This is a genomic window from Neptuniibacter sp. PT8_73 (assembly GCF_047778045.1).
GTDB lineage: Bacteria > Pseudomonadota > Gammaproteobacteria > Pseudomonadales > Balneatricaceae > Neptuniibacter.
On the sequence record NZ_CP180545.1, the window covers coordinates 1,202,096 to 1,218,863 of the forward strand.

The 16,768-nt window shown below is 48.0% G+C and carries 18 protein-coding genes; all 18 read left to right on the forward strand.

Going from position 1 to position 16,768, the window contains the following annotated elements:
- Positions 1–5: 5 nt before the first annotated feature.
- Positions 6–806 carry a DUF4198 domain-containing protein gene (locus ACMXYN_RS05185; protein ID WP_415893796.1) on the forward strand — a complete coding sequence of 267 codons (801 nt, stop codon included), beginning with the start codon at positions 6–8 and terminating at the stop codon, positions 804–806.
- Between the two features lie 15 nt (positions 807–821).
- Positions 822–1,442 (forward strand): cobalt transporter CbiM, encoded by a 621-nt coding sequence (gene cbiM, locus ACMXYN_RS05190; protein WP_415883861.1) that lies wholly within the window; start codon positions 822–824, stop codon positions 1,440–1,442.
- Complete coding sequence (locus tag ACMXYN_RS05195; protein ID WP_415893797.1) at positions 1,435–2,037, forward strand: hypothetical protein; 603 nt, start codon at positions 1,435–1,437, stop codon at positions 2,035–2,037. The genes cbiM and ACMXYN_RS05195 overlap by 8 nt, the downstream gene beginning before the upstream one ends.
- Positions 2,021–2,803: a cobalt ECF transporter T component CbiQ gene (gene cbiQ / locus ACMXYN_RS05200; RefSeq protein WP_415893798.1), complete on the forward strand. Its 783-nt coding sequence runs from the start codon at positions 2,021–2,023 to the stop codon at positions 2,801–2,803. Before ACMXYN_RS05195 ends, cbiQ begins: the two co-directional genes overlap by 17 nt.
- A complete protein-coding gene (locus tag ACMXYN_RS05205; protein WP_415893799.1) occupies positions 2,800–3,492 on the forward strand; it encodes an energy-coupling factor ABC transporter ATP-binding protein in 693 nt (230 codons plus the stop codon). The genes cbiQ and ACMXYN_RS05205 overlap by 4 nt, the downstream gene beginning before the upstream one ends.
- Entirely contained in the window at positions 3,492–4,871 is a 1,380-nt protein-coding gene (locus ACMXYN_RS05210; RefSeq protein WP_415893800.1) for an MFS transporter, read from the forward strand. Before ACMXYN_RS05205 ends, ACMXYN_RS05210 begins: the two co-directional genes overlap by 1 nt.
- A gap of 180 nt (positions 4,872–5,051) precedes the next feature.
- Positions 5,052–6,719, forward strand: coding sequence for an ATP-binding protein (locus ACMXYN_RS05215; protein ID WP_415893801.1), 1,668 nt, complete (start codon positions 5,052–5,054; stop codon positions 6,717–6,719).
- Between the two features lie 9 nt (positions 6,720–6,728).
- Positions 6,729–7,316, forward strand: coding sequence for a cob(I)yrinic acid a,c-diamide adenosyltransferase (gene cobO / locus ACMXYN_RS05220; protein WP_415883867.1), 588 nt, complete (start codon positions 6,729–6,731; stop codon positions 7,314–7,316).
- On the forward strand, positions 7,316–8,656 hold the full coding sequence (locus ACMXYN_RS05225; RefSeq protein WP_415893802.1) for a cobyrinate a,c-diamide synthase: 1,341 nt from the start codon (positions 7,316–7,318) through the stop codon (positions 8,654–8,656). The genes cobO and ACMXYN_RS05225 overlap by 1 nt, the downstream gene beginning before the upstream one ends.
- Positions 8,657–8,663: 7 nt before the next feature.
- Complete coding sequence (locus ACMXYN_RS05230) at positions 8,664–9,803, forward strand: cobalt-precorrin-5B (C(1))-methyltransferase (protein ID WP_415893803.1); 1,140 nt, start codon at positions 8,664–8,666, stop codon at positions 9,801–9,803.
- The gene (locus ACMXYN_RS05235; protein WP_415893804.1) at positions 9,800–10,570 is read left to right on the forward strand and encodes a precorrin-6A/cobalt-precorrin-6A reductase; all 771 of its coding nucleotides are present in this window, start codon (positions 9,800–9,802) and stop codon (positions 10,568–10,570) included. Before ACMXYN_RS05230 ends, ACMXYN_RS05235 begins: the two co-directional genes overlap by 4 nt.
- 18 nt (positions 10,571–10,588) lie before the next feature.
- Positions 10,589–11,230, forward strand: coding sequence for a precorrin-8X methylmutase (locus tag ACMXYN_RS05240; protein ID WP_415893805.1), 642 nt, complete (start codon positions 10,589–10,591; stop codon positions 11,228–11,230).
- On the forward strand, positions 11,230–12,492 hold the full coding sequence (gene cbiE, locus ACMXYN_RS05245) for a precorrin-6y C5,15-methyltransferase (decarboxylating) subunit CbiE (protein WP_415893806.1): 1,263 nt from the start codon (positions 11,230–11,232) through the stop codon (positions 12,490–12,492). The genes ACMXYN_RS05240 and cbiE overlap by 1 nt, the downstream gene beginning before the upstream one ends.
- Complete coding sequence (cobI, locus tag ACMXYN_RS05250) at positions 12,489–13,214, forward strand: precorrin-2 C(20)-methyltransferase (RefSeq protein WP_415893807.1); 726 nt, start codon at positions 12,489–12,491, stop codon at positions 13,212–13,214. The genes cbiE and cobI overlap by 4 nt, the downstream gene beginning before the upstream one ends.
- Positions 13,214–13,984: a cobalt-precorrin 5A hydrolase gene (locus ACMXYN_RS05255; protein WP_415893808.1), complete on the forward strand. Its 771-nt coding sequence runs from the start codon at positions 13,214–13,216 to the stop codon at positions 13,982–13,984. Before cobI ends, ACMXYN_RS05255 begins: the two co-directional genes overlap by 1 nt.
- 7 nt (positions 13,985–13,991) lie before the next feature.
- On the forward strand, positions 13,992–14,768 hold the full coding sequence (gene cobJ / locus ACMXYN_RS05260; RefSeq protein ID WP_415893809.1) for a precorrin-3B C(17)-methyltransferase: 777 nt from the start codon (positions 13,992–13,994) through the stop codon (positions 14,766–14,768).
- 120 nt (positions 14,769–14,888) lie between these two features.
- On the forward strand, positions 14,889–15,680 hold the full coding sequence (gene cobM / locus ACMXYN_RS05265) for a precorrin-4 C(11)-methyltransferase (protein WP_415893810.1): 792 nt from the start codon (positions 14,889–14,891) through the stop codon (positions 15,678–15,680).
- A gap of 5 nt (positions 15,681–15,685) precedes the next feature.
- Positions 15,686–16,759: a cobalamin biosynthesis protein CobW gene (gene cobW, locus ACMXYN_RS05270; protein ID WP_415893811.1), complete on the forward strand. Its 1,074-nt coding sequence runs from the start codon at positions 15,686–15,688 to the stop codon at positions 16,757–16,759.
- Positions 16,760–16,768: the final 9 nt, after the last annotated feature.

Consider the following 16,768-nt stretch of genomic DNA (forward strand, 5'->3'; position numbering starts at 1 on the left):
TTTTTGTGCTTAAAAAATTAGCGTTTTCAGTAGCAGCAGGCGCTGCGCTCTATTCTTCTATTGCATCAGCTCACTTCCAAATGGTTTATACGCCAGAATTACTGCGTGAGCGTGGTGGTCAGATCAACCTAAAAATGCCATTTACCCACCCTGCGGAAAGTGGTCATGTGATGCAGGTTGAAGCGCCTGAACAGTTCTATGTAATCAAAAAAGGTAAGAAAACAGAGTTACTAGATTCTGTTAAACCATCTCAGTGGACCAGCGCTGATAATACAGGTACCTCTTTCGAAGCTGATGTGAAACTACGCGGTCTAGGTGACTACGTATTTGTTCATCAAATGGCACCTTATTTTGAAGAATCTGAAGATATCTATATTCAGCAAATCACTAAATCCATTGTTAACGTAGGTAGCTTGCCAACAGATTGGAATGAAGATTTTGGCTTGAAGGCTGAGATCGTTCCTCTAACAAAACCTTACGCTATCTACGAAGGCGGCACGTTTACCGGCGTTGTTAAAAGTGAAGGCAAGCCAGTTCCATTCGCCGAAATTGAAGTGGAATACGTAAACTATGAGCCTGATATGAAAGCTAACGCTTTCGCTAAAGAGGCTAATATGGAAGTTCCAGCTGACGCATTTATCACACAAACAATCTTTGCTGATGCTAACGGTACCTTTACCTTCGGTATCCCTAAAGCGGGTCAGTGGGGTTTCTGTGCCTTGGGTGTGGGCTCTGATAAAGAGCATAAAGGTAAAGAACTTTCCCAAGATGCTGTAATTTGGGTTCAGGCTCACTCAGTTAAATAATTTAGGTACACCAAGATGCACATTGTAGATGGCGCTTTGTCGGGTTCGGTATTAGCAACGGGTGCTGCTTTGACAGTAGCTGGGGTGGCCTTAGGTTTGAAGAAGATGGATTATGATCATCTTCCTCAAGTCGGTGTACTTTCAGCCGCCTTTTTTATCGCTTCTTATATCCACCTGCCTATTGGTTTCTCCAGTGTGCATCTTATCCTGAATGGATTGATCGGCTTAGCGCTAGGCTGGGCCGCTTTCCCTGCGCTTTTAGTCGCCTTGTTTCTACAGGCCGTGTTCTTTGGCTTTGGCGGATTCCTCGTCTTAGGGGTGAACGCGGTCAATATCGCGTTACCCGCGGTGTTGGTGTATTACCTCTGCCGGCATGGAATTGGTTCGCAGTCACCTAAAGTGGCAGCAACGTGGGGTGCTATCGGTGGCGCAGGTTCGATTGTGATAACCACGATCATGGTGGCATTTTCGCTAATGCTTTCGGGCGAGGCTTTCTTGCTCGCAGCTAAAGCGACCTTTGTTGCGCATATTCCGGTCATGATTGTAGAGGGCTTTGTCACTGCGGCAGCTGTGTTGCTGATTCGTAAGGTGAAGCCTGAATTCTTTGGTCTCGATGAGGAACGCGCTTATGGCTAAGTTATTAGCGCCACTTATATTCCTATTTGCCCTGATTTCTTCAGGGGCGCATGCTCATAATGTTGTCGGTGGTGTTTACGCTATTGGGAACACGATTGAAGGTGAAGTTGGTTTTTCTAATGGTGATATGGCTCAAGAGGGTACGGAAATTATCGTATCTGATTCGGCTGGTAATGAACTCGGTAAGACCTTAACTGATGCTGATGGTTTGTTTGTATTTTCGGCTCAGCAGCGAATTGACCACCATTTCTTTGCCAATTTGAGTGCAGGTCATGTGCTTGAAATCTCCCTGCCGGCTGATGAACTGCCAGATAGCTTACCCGGCGGTAATGTCGCAATGAGCGCTATGGGCAACAGTGGTGAAACTCCACAGTTTAATGGTGATCAAGCAGCGCTGCAGGCGATGATCGAAAAAGCAGTAGCAAAACAGGTCAAACCTCTACGTCAGGAATTGGCTGCCTATAAAGAGAAAGCGAGCCTACAAGATGTGATAGGTGGTATCGGTTATATCTTTGGACTTTGTGGCTTAGGTATCTGGTGGCGTCAACGTCAGAAAGAGAAGCAGCAGGAAAAGGAACATGCCTCAGTTTCTTGAGCATAGCGGCACCTCATGGAAGGGGCAGAAGGTTAAGCACGATCAATCGATAATTGATCGCCTTGACCCGCGCATGCGCGTGATCTTAGTGACACTATTTGCGTTTGCGACAGTGCTTTCACATAACTTCTTTGTCTTAACTACAGCTGTTATCGCTGGCTTTATGTTGGCGGTGCTCGCTCAGTTAAATGTTAAACGTACTCTTCGTCGTGTGATCGCGATGGATATGTTTATGATCTTTTTGATCATCCTGCTGCCATTTACCACTCCCGGAGAAACCTGGTTTACCTTGTTTGGTTTATCGGCGAGTAAAGAGGGTTTCTTTCACGCTCTCATGATTCTATTGAAGGCGCATGCTGTGGTATTGGCGCTGCTTGCATTGGTAGGCACGATCAGCGCTACCACGCTTGGGCATGCATTAGCGCATCTAAGGGTTCCCGATAAACTTGTACACCTTATGTTGTTCACGGTGCGCTATCTTGAAGTGATCGGACAAGAGTACAAACGGATGCGTAGAGCCATGCAAGCCCGCGCCTTTGTACTTCGCACTGACATGCATACTTGGCGTTCGATTGGTTACCTAATTGGCATGTTATTAGTGCATTCTTTAGAGCGCTCTGAGCGAATTATGGATGCGATGAAGTGCCGTGGTTACAAAGGCCAGTTTTACCTGTTTGATGATATGCGCTTGGGCAGTGAAGATTACCGCTTCTTAGCGGTGTTTATGCCTTTTCTTTGCATTTTGACCGGATTGAATTTCTTATGAGTGAGCAAAACGCACTAATTAAAGTAACCGGTTTAAGTTATCGCTATCCACGTCGTGGAGTGGTTTTAGATAACGTCGATTTTGCCCTTCATACAGGGGAACGAGTGGCTTTAACCGGTCCTAACGGTGCAGGCAAAACCACCTTGCTGCATCTACTTGTAGGCTTAAAGAAAGCTAAAGCCGGAGAGATCTGGGCGTTTGGTGAAACGCGGAGTGAAGAAAAGCAATTTATCGATGTACGTGCGCGCGCAGGCTTCCTATTCCAAGATCCAGATGATCAACTGTTTTGTCCAACGGTTCTGGAAGATGTCGCGTTTGGTCCACTCAACCTTGGCAAAAGCCGTGAAGAAGCTCTAAAGATAGCCAGCGATACTTTAGCTTCGTTAGGTATGGAAGGTTTTGAGGAACGTATCACTCATCAGCTTTCTGGCGGTGAAAAACGCATGATCACCCTTGCTTCGGTATTAGCGATGGATCCTGAAGTGCTGTTGCTGGATGAACCGAGTAATGCCTTAGATACCGAGGCACGCCAGAGGTTGATCGACACCTTGCTAGGTTTACCGCAAGCGATGATCATAATCTCCCATGATTCAGATTTTATTACCCAACTGGCAACGCGTGAAGTTCGATTAAAAGATGCAAAACTGAACGCTGTAACGGTTGTTGAGCCGCAGTTGGAAAGCGCTTAATGGAAATTTTTCAGCCCCTTAGTAATCCTGCGTTTCGTTGGCTATTTCTTGGCCAGCTGGTTTCGCTGGTGGGTACAGGGCTGACTACGGTTGCTTTGGCGCTGTTGGCGTTTGATCTAAATCCTAGAGATGCTGGCTGGGTCTTAGGTGTAGCCCTAGCAATCAAAATGGTCGCTTATCTTTGTGTGGCGCCCGTTGTGGGTGGTTATGCCAGTAAGCTACCACGAAAGAGATGGTTGGCTGGGCTGAATATTGGTCGAGCAGCGCTGGTGGTGTTAATGCCGTTCTGTCAGGAAGCGTGGCAGCTGTTTGTGTTGATGTTTCTGCTTAATGCGATGGCCGCAGGTTACACCCCGGTCTATCAGGCGTTATTGCCCGATGTATTGCCCGATGAAAAAGAATATACCCGAGCGCTATCTTTATCGCGTTTAGCGATGGAGATGGAGAGCTTATTGAGCCCAGCATTAGCGGCTTTCTTATTAGTGTTTACTAGCTATGCCTTGTTATTCGAGTTGAATGCCGTTGGTTTTGTTATCGCAGCGTTGTTTCTTTTACTAGCGGTTGTTCCAGCAAATACTGTGAGTGATCGTAGTGGTGGGGTGTGGAAAAAGGTTAGCTTTGGGGTGCGTAGTTATCTTAAAACGCCGCGCTTGCAGGCGGTGTTGTTGCTCAATCTCGCGCTTTCTGCAGCAGGCGCGATGATCATCGTAAACACAGTTGTTTATGTACGTGCAGTGTTGGGTTTATTCGAAGAACAGGTGCCTTTGCTGATGCTTTCAGCAGGCGTAGGCTCAATGATAGCCGCGTTTATATTGCCTAAACTGCTTGAGAGTGTTCATGATCGCCCGGTGATGTTTATAGGTGCAGGGTTGTTGGTTGTTGCTCTGTTAGCAGGGCTAAGCGGTCCAGGGTATTGGGGATTATTTCCAATCTGGTTTGTGATTGGTGTCGGTACAAGTTTGATCCTGATTCCAACAGGGCGAGTAGTCAGAAACTCCTGCCAAGAGAGTGATCGAAACGATTACTTCTCAGCGAATTTCGCCCTGACTCACGGTATGTGGTTGTTAGGTTATCTGCTTGCTGGATGGCTCGGTAGCCAGTTGGGCATGGACGGTGCTTTTCTTGGTTTAGCTGCGCTGGCCGCAGTGGCATTGATTGCGGCGATGATAGTGTGGAAGAAAGATGATCAGCATGACTTATGGCATGAGCATCCAGAGATGGACCATCTTCACCCCCATGTACATGATGAACATCATCAGCATGAACACGAAGGATGGGAGGGGCCAGAGCCACATGTGCATCCCCATTATCATCCGAAGCAGAGGCATAAACATAAATTTGTAATAGACGAACATCATGCCCACTGGCCAAAACAATAGTACGCTGGCCTAGAAGCCCGATTACGGCGTTAAATTTTTTCTCAAGATGCTCATTTACACCAGTAAACTCCGCTCTTTCGAAAAAATTTGCCTTGTACTCGAACTTCTATACTCAGCGTACTATGAGTTTTAGAACATATTTAGTCATTTCAGCGAAGTCTGGAACTTAAAGGTAGCAGAATGAGTAAGCCTCATTTTCCATTTACAGCAGTATGCGGGCAGGCGCAGTTTAAGCTTGCTTTGATACTAACAGCGGTCAACCCAGCTATCGGTGGGGTGGTGATCAGTGGGCCTCGTGGTAGTGCTAAATCTACGCTAGCGCGTGGTATGGCAGATCTTTTGCCTGATCATCTTCAAGCGGAAGGCGATGATCTAGTCGCGGCTGAGTTTGTGACGCTGCCGTTAGGTGCTAGTGAAGAGATGCTTTTGGGTACGTTGGATCTAGAGCAGGTGCTGAACGATAAGAAAATGCAGTTCAGCCCTGGCCTATTAAGCAAAGCCCATGGTGGTGTGCTCTATGTCGATGAAGTAAATCTGCTACCTGATAACCTCGTTGATCTATTATTGGATGTTTCTACCTCTGGCGTTAACCGCGTAGAGCGTGATGGCATAAGCCATAGCCACCGCTCAGAGTTTCTATTGGTTGGCACAATGAACCCTGATGAGGGGGAGTTGCGCCCACAGTTACATGATCGCTTTGGCTTTTCGGTAAACTTGAGTAACCAGTATGCGCCGCTTGAGCGGGTCGAGATTGTAAAACGCAGAGAACAGTTTGATCGCAATCCTGAAGCCTTTATTGCCGAATATGCAGATCAGCAAACTGAACTGGTTGATCAGATTTTGGCGGCTCGTGAAAATCTAGAAACAGTTACTTGTTCTGATGAGCTACGTTTAGATATTGCTGAGCGATGTGCTCAAGCGCAGGTTGATGGCCTTCGTGCTGATATTGTTTGGTACCGAGCGGCGTTAACCCATGCGGCGCTGAATCAGCAAGCGGAAGTAACAAAACAGAATATCGATGCAGTAGAAGAGTTGGTTTTAGCGCATCGCCGTAAGGTTACGCCTGAGCAGAATCCTCCGCAGCAACCGCCAACACCGCCTCAGCAAGATCAGCAAGGCTTTAAACGTCCAGATGATAGTCATCGACAACTGTCCGGTGAAGGTGAGTGGGGTGCTATGAAGCCGCAACAACAGAAGACGGCTGAGAAAACTGCACTAGAGCTTCCCGATCTGATGACTCATAACCACGAGAAGCAGGGCATTAAGCAAACATCAGTACTGAGCAGTCGTCCTGACTGGTTTAAGACTTTAATAAGCAGCCTGCCTAACTGGCCACCCAAGGCGCTGCAGTTTAAGAAACAGGTTAAGAGTTCAGATCGTTTACATCTGGTCTTGCTGGACACATCAGCTTCTACTTTGCAGGCGCAGGGCTTTGCTTATGCTAAAGCTGCTGTATTGCAGATCTCAGAGAATGCGTATTTGAATCGTGAACAGATCGCTCTGTTTGGATTTGGTAATACCGAGGTTAAAAACCTGCTTTCTAGAATTAGGGCACCGAAAGAGCTGCGTAGTTGGTTAGATCAGCTGGGTGCCGGTGGTGGCACACCTATGCGCGAAGCTTTTGTTGAAGCGCGAACTTATCTACAGCAGCTGCGTAAACAACAGCCCGAGCTTGATGTCGCAATCTATGTATTAAGCGATGGTCGCAGCAGTAGCTCTTTAAATGGCATTGAATTAGATGGCGACCTGATCTGGATCGATACCGAACTCAGCCAAGTGAAACGCGGCAAAGGCCGTCGTTTCGCCAATGAATTAAATGCAACTTACCTATCTTTATCTGGAGCATAAGAACCCGATATGAAAACGCATCAGGAACGCATGGCGAAAAAGAAAGAGGTGATCGATAAGCGTATCGCCCAAGCCACTGAAGAGCGCGGTGTCCTTATCCTGTTAAAAGGTAACGGTAAAGGTAAGAGTAGCTCTGCGTTTGGCACTATGGCACGTTGTGTTGGTCATGGTAAAAAAGCGGCGGTTATCCAGTTTGTGAAAGGTCGTACTGAGACCGGCGAATATAAGCTGTTCCGTGATCATGAGCTGATCGACTGGAATGTTATGGGCCATGGTTTTACCTGGGAAACGCAGGATAAAACTCAGGATATAGAAGCGGCGAAGAAAGCTTGGGCGCTAGCTGAGCAATACCTTAAAGATGACAGCTATGAAATGCTGGTATTTGATGAGCTGAGCTATATGTTCAAATACAAATATCTGCCGCTAGAGCCGGTTATCGAAGCTTTACAGAATCGTCCGAAGAATCAGAACGTCATGATTACCGGTCGTGTTATGCCAGAAGGTTTAGAAGAGATTGCTGATACGATCAGCAGTATTCGTGATGAACGTCATGCATTCCGTCTTGGTGTTAAAGCTCAGGCTGGGATCGAATTCTAATGGCTGAACAGCAATCTGTACTTTGCCCAGCGCTGTTTCTAACAGCACCGAGTTCGGGTGAAGGTAAAACCACGATCACAGCGGCACTGGCACGTTATTTCCGTGATCAGGGCAAAGTGGTTCGTGTCTTTAAAACCGGCCCTGATTATCTTGATCCGCAGATCTTAGCGCAGGCGAGTGGTCAGGATGTAGAACAACTCGATCTGTGGATGGCCGGCGAAAACTACTGCCAGCAAAAGCTCTATGAAGCAGCAAAAACAGCCGATCTGATTTTGGTTGAAGGCGCTATGGGCATGTTTGATGGCGAACCTTCCAGTGCAGACTTGGCCGCGCGTTTTAATATCCCTGTTGCCATCGTTATGAATGTTAAAGGCATGGCGCAAACCGCTGCGGCAATTGCGATGGGCTTAGCTAACTATCGTTCTGATATTTCGGTTGCCGGTTTAATCGCCAATAACTGTGGTACTGAGCGCCATGCTCAACTGATTCGTGATGCACTCCCTGAAACTTTACCTCTGCTAGCTACATTGGCGCGTGATCCAGAGGTTGCCTTACCGGAACGCCATTTAGGTTTAGTGCAGGCCGCAGAAGTTTATGACGAGTTAGAGCAACGTTTTGGTTTGGGTGCCGAGTGGATCAAAGGCCCGCTAGAAACCATTAATCATATTACTAACTTGCCTGAACCAGTAGAGTTTTTTAGTGCAGAGTTGCCTCAGGTCGAGCCGTTACTTGAAGGTAAGCGTATAGCGATTGCTAGGGATGAAGCGTTCAGTTTTATCTACGATGCTAATTTGCGTTTACTAGAACAGATGGGAGCAGAGCTTCAGTTCTTCTCGCCTTTACATGATACGCAACTACCCGAAGCTGATAGCTTATGGTTACCGGGTGGATACCCAGAACTGCATGCACAAGCGCTATCGGATAACCAAACTATGCAGGCGCAGATCCGTGAGTTCCACTCAGCAGGTAAACCGATTCTGGCTGAGTGCGGCGGCTTCCTCTACTGCCTTGAAGATCTTACCGATCTAGAAGATAACCGCCGTCCAATGGCCGGAATTCTGAAAGGCCATGGTGCTATGCGTGGCAAACGCGGCTGCCAAGGCATGCAAACAGCGATGCTACCTGAAGGTGAGGTTCAAGCGCATGCTCATCATCGTTCTCGTAGTTCTGATACTCCGGAACCGGTAGGACATGGTCGTCGCCAGCGTCACCCAGCACCGGGCGAAGCGATCTACCGAGAGAAAGGATTAACGGCGAGTTATCTACACCTGTTTTTTGCGTCGAACCCAGAAGCGATCGCTGCAATTTTTAGCGGTAATTTGGAAGGTTCTGGAAGGTAGAAAGTATATGTGGCCTGAGAGTAGCGAAAATCAACAGCCTGAGTTGCGCAGCGGTTTAACCACCGGTTGCTGTGCGACTGCGTGTTGTGTGGCTGCTTCACAGGCCTTGTTGGCAGGTAAACAGCCAGAAAACGTTGAGGTCTTGTTGCCTCGCGGGCAGTTGGTAGAGCTGGAGATCATCGCTTATCAACCGCTAAAAGATGAGCAGGGTATTCGTACCGCAACGATTAAAGATGCCGGTGATGATCCTGATGTTACCCATGGTGCCACTGTGTTTGTCGAACTACGACTGACTAAAGAGCCGGGTGTGGTATTTAAACCCGCAGAAGGCGTGGGCACAGTGACGCGTGAAGGTTTAGTACTCGAAGTAGGTGAGCCTGCGATCAACCCAGTGCCACGGAAAATGATGACCGAGCATCTACAAAAAGCCGCTGATGTTTATGGCTACGAAGGTGGTTTTGAGGTTGCTGTGGGCGTGGAAAAGGGAGAACAGATTGCGCTTAAGACCATGAATCCACGCCTAGGGATTATCGGTGGTTTATCTATTTTAGGGACAACCGGCATTGTCCGCCCATATTCTTGTGCTGCTTATATTGCATCGATTCGCCAAGGGGTGGATGTTGCCAAAGCGAATGGAACTAAGCACTTGGCAGCAACGACGGGCGGTACCAGTGAAGCTGCGATCAAAGCGCACTACAACTTGGATGATATGGCCCTGATTGAGATGGGCGACTTTGTTGGCGCTTTACTTAAGCATCTACGTAAAGAGCCTGTAGAGAAGCTCAGTATTTGTGGCGGCTTTGGCAAGATGACCAAACTGGCGAACGGTCATATGGATCTGAATAGCCGCAGCTCCAGCATCGATTTTCAACATATGTCGATGTTGGCTGAGAAGCTGGGTGCTAATGCACCGTTGTTGGAGAAGATCCACAACGCAAATACCAGTATGGAAGTACTGAAACTGTGTCAGGAAGCCGAGATCGATCTGGCGCAAGCGGTTTGTACACAGGCGTTGCTGGTTGCAGAAGAGGTTGTACATAAAACTCAACCTCAAGTAGAGATCGAAGTGTGGGCCACGGATCGAAAAGGCAACTTTGTGGGGCATGCTCAAGGTAAAGCTGGCGATCTGAATGGAGAACAGCAGTGAATATCCTGCTTCTCGGGGGCACCTCAGATGCACGCAAAGTGGTTAAAGGCCTAGATCAGCAAGGACTGTTACGTGATAACCGCGTGATCTATAGCGTAGCTGGCTTGGTGAGAATTCCGCAGCTACCTTGCGAAGTGATCTCGGGTGGTTTTAGCCAATACGGTGGATTGGGGACTTATCTAAAAGAGGAGCAGATCGGTCTTCTTCTAGATGTGACCCATCCTTTTGCGGAAACGATGAGCACTACTGCGGTGAAAGCTGCTAAACAGCTTGGCATCCCCTGCTGGCGTTTTCACCGCGAAGCATGGCAAGCGCAGCAGGGTGATAAGTGGCGTAGCTTTGCTGATATGCAATCACTGGTTGCGGCAGCAGAAAGCTATAAGTCGGTGCTTTTGACGGCGGGGCAGTTATCCCAAGCCGTGATCGATCAGTTTGGCGTTTATGCACAACGTAATGGTCAGAATCAGGTGTTCCGCACAGCTGCACCTGCGCAAGCTGAATTACCGGAAAGCATGCAATGGTTAAAAGCGATTGGGCCGTTTAATCATCAGGATGAAAAGGCACTGTTAGCGCATCATCAGATTGATCTGCTGATCAGTAAAAATAGTGGCGGCGCAGCAACAGAAGCCAAGTTGAGTGCTGCCAGAGAGCTGGGCGTAGATGTGTTTATGTTAGAGCGCCCAGAACTTCCTGAAGCAGATCGGATATTTCGAGAGATAGACGGTTGTGTAGAAGCCGTTAGAACACTAGTTAACGAGTTTAGATGATAGTAGGTAAGAAACAGCGTGGCGTTTGAGTACGAAATTAATCCACAGGCGATAGAGAAAGATAGCTTTCGACAGATTCGCGAGCTAACTAAGCTAAGCCATTTCGACCGTGAGCAACAGCAGGTTGTGATGCGTATTGTGCACAGCTTAGGTATGCCGGAGTTAGCGGAACAGGTGCGTTTCAGTAAAAATGCTTGTGAAACAGGTATGGCTGCGTTGTCTAAGGAGTGCGAAATTCTCTGTGATGTGGAGATGGTACGTCAGGGAATCACTAAACGTATGATTCAGCGTTTACCTAGCTGTTATCTGAATGACCCACGTACTGCAGAACTGGCAAAACAAACGGGTGAAACTCGTTCTATGGCAGCGGTAGAACTATGGCGTGATTCTTTGGCCGGTAGTGTCGTGGTGATTGGCAATGCACCTACTGCATTGTTTCGTTTGTTAGAAATGATCGAACAGGACGCAGATAAACCGGCGTTGATTATCGGTATGCCGGTGGGTTTTGTCGGTGCCGCTGAGTCCAAACAAGCATTGTGGGATGTTCACGAACAACTGGGTATTGAGTGTATAACGCTGCTCGGTCGTCAGGGCGGTAGTGCAGTATCAGCCGCGAGCTGTAATGCGCTACTGCGCTGTAATCGTGGGGAGTTTTACTAATGATCCACGTAGTTGGTTTGGGTGTTTCTCATCTTGCTGAACTCTCTTCTGACGCTAAGAAGGCTTTAGCGCAGGTTGATCTGGTGATAGGTTCTGAGCGTCAGTTGGCGACCATCAAATCGCTGTTGCCATCAGATAAAGCTACTGCGGAACTGCCAAAACTAGCTGAACTGAAATCATTGGTTGAGGGTACAGTTGCTGAAGACAAATCAGTAATGATTCTAGCCTCAGGTGACCCACTGTTTTATGGCATCGGTCGTTGGTTTAGCCGTCATTTCTCTCAGTCGGATTTGAGATTTTATCCAGCCGTTTCGAGCTTGCAGATGGCCTGCCACCGTTTGGGTCTGGCCCTGCAGGATCTAGAAGTATTAAGTCTGCACGGTCGTCCAGTTGAAAAGCTGAAAACCCGCTTATGCCAGAACCAGCCGTTGCTGATCCTGACAGACAGTAAAAGTTATCCTCAGGTGCTTGCTCAACATTGTGTTGAGTCAGGTTTTCCACAAGCGCAGCTAACCGTTTTGGAAACCTTAGGTTATCCAGAAGAACGTATTCGTAGTTTCTCCGCATCAAAGTTACTGGAAGCAGATCATGAGTTTGATCCACTGCATCTGACACTTATCGAACCGGGTTCAAACCAAGGTTACCTACCTGAGTTTCCGGGTATTCCTGATCAGCACTTTATTACTGATACAGATAAACCGGGTAAAGGGATGATCAGTAAACGCGAGGTCAGACTTACGATTCTCTCGTTGATGCAGTTAAGCCGTGATGATCAGGTTTGGGATATAGGTGCGGGTTGTGGTGGCGTAGCGGTTGAGCTTGCTTATTGGCAGCCGCTAGCGACCGTGAATGCGATCGAGCATCACCCAGATCGGCTAAGTTGCTTAGAAGCGAATCGCCAGCGTTTTGGCGTGGTAAGCAATCTTAAAATTGTTGAAGGGCGCGCGCCTGAAGCATTGGAAGGGCTAACTTCGCCAAACAAAGTATTTATTGGTGGTAGCGATGGTGAATTGCCTCAGTTGCTAGCCCAAGTCTGGGCGTTACTGCCCTTGGGTGGTGTGCTGGTAGCCAGTGCGGTCACTGAAAATACCAAACAGCTACTGATGCAGTTCTGGCAAGAGCGCTCTTTAGCTGAAGATAGCCAATTGGAAACCACTCAAGTAGCTGTTAGCCGTGGCGAAACTTTAGCAGGGCAGTTGATGTATCGACCGAATTTACCGGTGAATTTGTTTAAGTTTGTTAAAACCGGAGATGTTGTATGAATCTGGTGAAAGGCCGATTTATCGGTGTTGGCGTTGGCCCAGGCGATCCTGAGTTATTAACAGTGAAAGCTTGGCGTCTGATCCAGAGCGCTGATGTCATCAGCTATCTAGTGAATGACAAAGGTGAATCACAAGCGAAGAACATTGCGTCCGATGCCATCTATTCTGCGACAACAGCGCAATCGGGTATTCCTATCTATATGCCGATGTCGACGGATCGCAACAAAGCGAATGAAGCTTATGATCAAGGTGCGGCGGCCATCGCTGAACAGCTAGAGCAGGGCTTAGATGTGATCTTCCTGTGTGAAGGTGATCCACTGTTCTTTGGCTCATTCAGTTATCTATTAGAACGCTTACAAGATTGCTTTACCTGCGAAGTTGTACCGGGCATTACCTCGGTAAATGCCGCCGCAGCCACTCTGGTTCACCCGCTGACCATGCTGAAAGAGATGTTTTGCGTAGTGAGTGGTCGCCATACTGATGAACAGATTCTTGCTGCACTTAAACAAAATGATTCTCTGGTAATTATGAAAGCGGGACAGGCTCGACCTCGTTTACTTAAATTACTGGCTGAGAGCGGACGCACTGAAGATGCTCAGTATTTGGAATATATCGGCCGTGATAATCAACGTATCGTGAACGATATCAGTGAGCTGGAAGCAGAAGCGGGCCCTTACTTTTCGTTGTTTGTGATTACTCGTAGTCAGAGGAATAGCCGCTAATGGCTTCTCGTCAAACCAAGATCATCGCTCTTACAGAGGCTGGGAAGAGTCTCGCTGAGCGCCTGCAATCGTTGATTGAAGGGGACGTGGTGTTTAAACCGCAACCTTTTGCGGAGCAAGTTCAGGGCTTTTTTAAAAATGGTGAGCGACTGATCTTTATCTGTGCCACTGGCATTGTTATGCGCAGTTTAGCGCCGGTGCTACAGGATAAATATCAAGACCCGCCCGTACTCGTGATCGATGAGCAAGGACAGTTTGTGATTCCGCTGTTATCAGGTCACGAAGGTGGAGCGAATAACTGGGCTTTAGAGGTTTCTAAGCTGTTAAATGCACAACCGGTGATAACCACCGCAAATGGCTACCTTAATCCAGTTTATAGCGTTGGCATGGGCTGTGAACGTGGTTGCCCTGTGGATGAACTAGAACGGTTGCTAATGGAATGTTTGGAACAGTCGGGCCTGAGCTTAGATCAGGTGAGTTCTATTAGCAGCATCGATATCAAAGCAGACGAGGTTGGCTTAATTCAGTTGGCTGAAAACCTCGATAAGCCTTATCAGACTTGGGATAAAAACCAGTTATCTGAGATGGAGCCATTACTGAGTACTCGATCTGAGTATGTGTTCAACACAGTAGGTGTTTATGGCGTAGCTGAATCTGCAGCCCTATTGAGTGCCAAGCAGCAGACTGGGCAGCAGCCTGAGCTGGTCTTGAATAAACAGAAAACGAAGAAAGCGACTTGCGCAATTGCGAGAAGCTATAACGGCAGATGAATAATTAATGTCAAAACTATTTGTAGTGGGCACAGGCCCGGGTGATGCGCAGCTTGTAGCGCCAAAAGCTTTGGAAGCGATCAAAGCAAGCTCCGATCTAGTGGCGTACGGTCTATATCTAGATCTGTTGGGCGATGTTTGTGATAACAAACAGCACCATGATCTGCCTTTAGGCGAAGAGATCGGTCGCGCGCGTTTAGCGTTAGATCTGGCGGCAAGCGGTAAAACCACTGCGCTGATCTCCAGCGGCGATATCGGTATCTATGCTATGGCGACATTGGTGTTTGAGCTGCTGGATCAACAGCTACAGGGCAAAGAAGATCATCCTGAATGGCTAGATGTAGATATCGAAGTGATCCCAGGTATCTCGGCAATGCAGGCGGGTGCCAGCCGTGTTGGTGCGATGTTGGGCCATGACTTCTGTACGGTCTCGCTTTCGGATCTGTTAACCCCTTGGGAAACGATCGAGAAACGTATTCACAGTGCGGGTACGGGGGATTTTGTAATCTCTTTCTACAACCCCGTATCTAAAAAGCGCGATTGGCAGCTGAATCATGCCCGCGACATCTTGCTGCAGTATCGCCCTGCGGAAACGCCAGTGTTACTGGGTCGCCAATTAACTCGTGAAGATGAGTCGATCTGCATTATTACCCTAGGTGAGCTGGATGCTAAAGATGTGGATATGTTCACTCTGGTAAGCGTAGGTAACAGCGAATCTCGCCATATCGTCAATGGTAGTAAAGAGTGGGTATACACACCGCGTGGTTACTCAAAGAAGTTGTAACTAGGTTTGGTGAATTAGATTTGTGGGAGGCGCATCTTGCGCCGAAATTTCGCGGCTGGTACCCAAGGGCATAGCAAAAGCCGCTCCCACAGACAAAACTTCCTATTATTGGATTTAATTATGACAGTCTACTTTATCGGCGCAGGTCCCGGTGATCCTGAGCTAATGACCCTCAAAGGTCATCGTGTACTACAAGAGTGCCCGGTGGTGCTTTATGCCGGTTCTCTGATTCCACGTGAAGTACTGGAAGCGGTTGAAGGCAAGGCGGAGAAGATCATCGACACCGCCACGATCGATCTGGATCAGATTACCGATCATATCGTTCAAGCGCATAAAGAGGGTAAAGATGTTGCCCGCCTGCAGTGTGGTGATCCATCACTCTACGGTGCTATAGGCGAACAGATCCGCCGTTTAGAAGCCGAAGGGATCGATTACGAAGTGATTCCGGGTGTTAGTGCGGTGGCTGCTTCTGCAGCTTACCTGAAGAAAGAGCTAACACTCTCCGGCGTATCTCAAACGATCATTATGACCCGTTACGAAGGCAAGACGCCGTTCCCTGAACGTGAGCGTTTGCCTCAGCTTGCTCAGAGTGGTGCAACCTTGGCGATCCATCTGGGTGTCACCCGTATCCATAAGATTGTTGAAGAGCTGATCCCGCATTATGGCGAAGATTGCCCGGTAGCGGTGTGCTATCGCAGCTCTTGGCCTGATCAGGACAAAGTGACCGGAACTTTGGGTGATATTGTCGCTAAAGTTCGTGAAAAGGGCTTCACCCGTACGTCTTTGATTCTGGTCGGCCACGTATTGGATACCGATGACTTTGCCGATTCTTATCTGTACGACAAGGATCAGGCTCACGTTTTCCGTAAAAAAGAACACAAAGCAAAACTTGCTAAAGAAACAACAGAGTAACAGTTATGCAACTTAATAAGATTCCAACCACGGTAGTCACAGGTTTTTTGGGTAGCGGTAAAACAACACTGCTATCTAGCGTTTTGAAGCAAGCGGCAGGCAAGCGTATCGCCGTGATTGTAAATGAGTTTGGTGAGCTGGATATCGACTCTGACTTGCTACGTAGCTGTCCGCTTGATTGTGAAGATGAGTCTGCGGCAACGGCTGAAGACCAGAACGGATTTTACGAGCTAGCTAACGGCTGTATCTGCTGCACAGTAGAAGAAGAGTTTCTACCAGTTATGCAGCAGCTAGTTGAGCGTCGTGAAGATATCGATCACATCTTGATTGAGACTAGTGGTCTTGCGTTACCTAAACCACTGGTTCAGGCATTCAACTGGCCGGGCATTAAAGAGTACTGCACCGTCGATGCGGTCATTACTGTAATTGATGGCCCTGCGGTTGCTGCAGGTCGTTTTGCAAATGACGAAGACAAAGTACAAGCGCAGCGTCTAGCAGATGAAAGCTTAGATCACGATCCAAGTCTTAAAGAGCTATTAGATGATCAGCTAAGCGCAGCAGATCTAGTAGTTGTGAGTAAAAACGATCTGCTTGAAGGTGATCAGCGCAGCCAAGTTGAAGCAACGATTGCTGCAAAAGTGCCTGCTGAAGTTAAGACCTCTTACATCAGCAACGGTGAAGCGGATCTTGAAATGTTGATGGGTCTAGATTGTGCGACAGAAGAGCGTATCGAAGCAGTACATAACCACCACGATCATCACCACGATCACGGCCATGATCATGACCATGCTCACGATCACTTCGACTCTTTCGTGATCTCTATTGGTGAAGTGGATAGCGATAAGCTGCAAGGTATTCTTAAAGGTCTGCTAAGCGACTTTAATATCTACCGTGCTAAAGGTTTTGCCGCACTTCCGGGTAAGCCGATGCGTCAGGTAATGCAGGCGGTAGGTAAGCGTTTGGACGTGTATTTCGATCGTCCATGGGGTAATGATGAGCCGAAAACTCAGTTAGTGTTTATCGGCAAAGGCATCGACGAAGCAACGATCAAAGCCGCGCTTGAAGAAGCTTTGGTTTAAGCCTTTAGG

Bases quoted from the DNA above. Each gene is read 5' to 3' on its own strand.
- cbiM (WP_415883861.1), top strand. From the start codon at position 822: ATGCACATTGTAGATGGCGCTTTGTCGGGTTCGGTATTAGCAACGGGT.
- ACMXYN_RS05195 (WP_415893797.1), top strand. From the start codon at position 1,435: ATGGCTAAGTTATTAGCGCCACTTATATTCCTATTTGCCCTGATTTCT.
- cbiQ (WP_415893798.1), top strand. From the start codon at position 2,021: ATGCCTCAGTTTCTTGAGCATAGCGGCACCTCATGGAAGGGGCAGAAG.
- ACMXYN_RS05205 (WP_415893799.1), top strand. From the start codon at position 2,800: ATGAGTGAGCAAAACGCACTAATTAAAGTAACCGGTTTAAGTTATCGC.
- ACMXYN_RS05210 (WP_415893800.1), top strand. From the start codon at position 3,492: ATGGAAATTTTTCAGCCCCTTAGTAATCCTGCGTTTCGTTGGCTATTT.
- ACMXYN_RS05215 (WP_415893801.1), top strand. From the start codon at position 5,052: ATGAGTAAGCCTCATTTTCCATTTACAGCAGTATGCGGGCAGGCGCAG.
- cobO (WP_415883867.1), top strand. From the start codon at position 6,729: ATGAAAACGCATCAGGAACGCATGGCGAAAAAGAAAGAGGTGATCGAT.
- ACMXYN_RS05225 (WP_415893802.1), top strand. From the start codon at position 7,316: ATGGCTGAACAGCAATCTGTACTTTGCCCAGCGCTGTTTCTAACAGCA.
- ACMXYN_RS05230 (WP_415893803.1), top strand. From the start codon at position 8,664: ATGTGGCCTGAGAGTAGCGAAAATCAACAGCCTGAGTTGCGCAGCGGT.
- cbiE (WP_415893806.1), top strand. From the start codon at position 11,230: ATGATCCACGTAGTTGGTTTGGGTGTTTCTCATCTTGCTGAACTCTCT.
- cobI (WP_415893807.1), top strand. From the start codon at position 12,489: ATGAATCTGGTGAAAGGCCGATTTATCGGTGTTGGCGTTGGCCCAGGC.
- ACMXYN_RS05255 (WP_415893808.1), top strand. From the start codon at position 13,214: ATGGCTTCTCGTCAAACCAAGATCATCGCTCTTACAGAGGCTGGGAAG.
- cobJ (WP_415893809.1), top strand. From the start codon at position 13,992: ATGTCAAAACTATTTGTAGTGGGCACAGGCCCGGGTGATGCGCAGCTT.
- cobM (WP_415893810.1), top strand. From the start codon at position 14,889: ATGACAGTCTACTTTATCGGCGCAGGTCCCGGTGATCCTGAGCTAATG.
- cobW (WP_415893811.1), top strand. From the start codon at position 15,686: ATGCAACTTAATAAGATTCCAACCACGGTAGTCACAGGTTTTTTGGGT.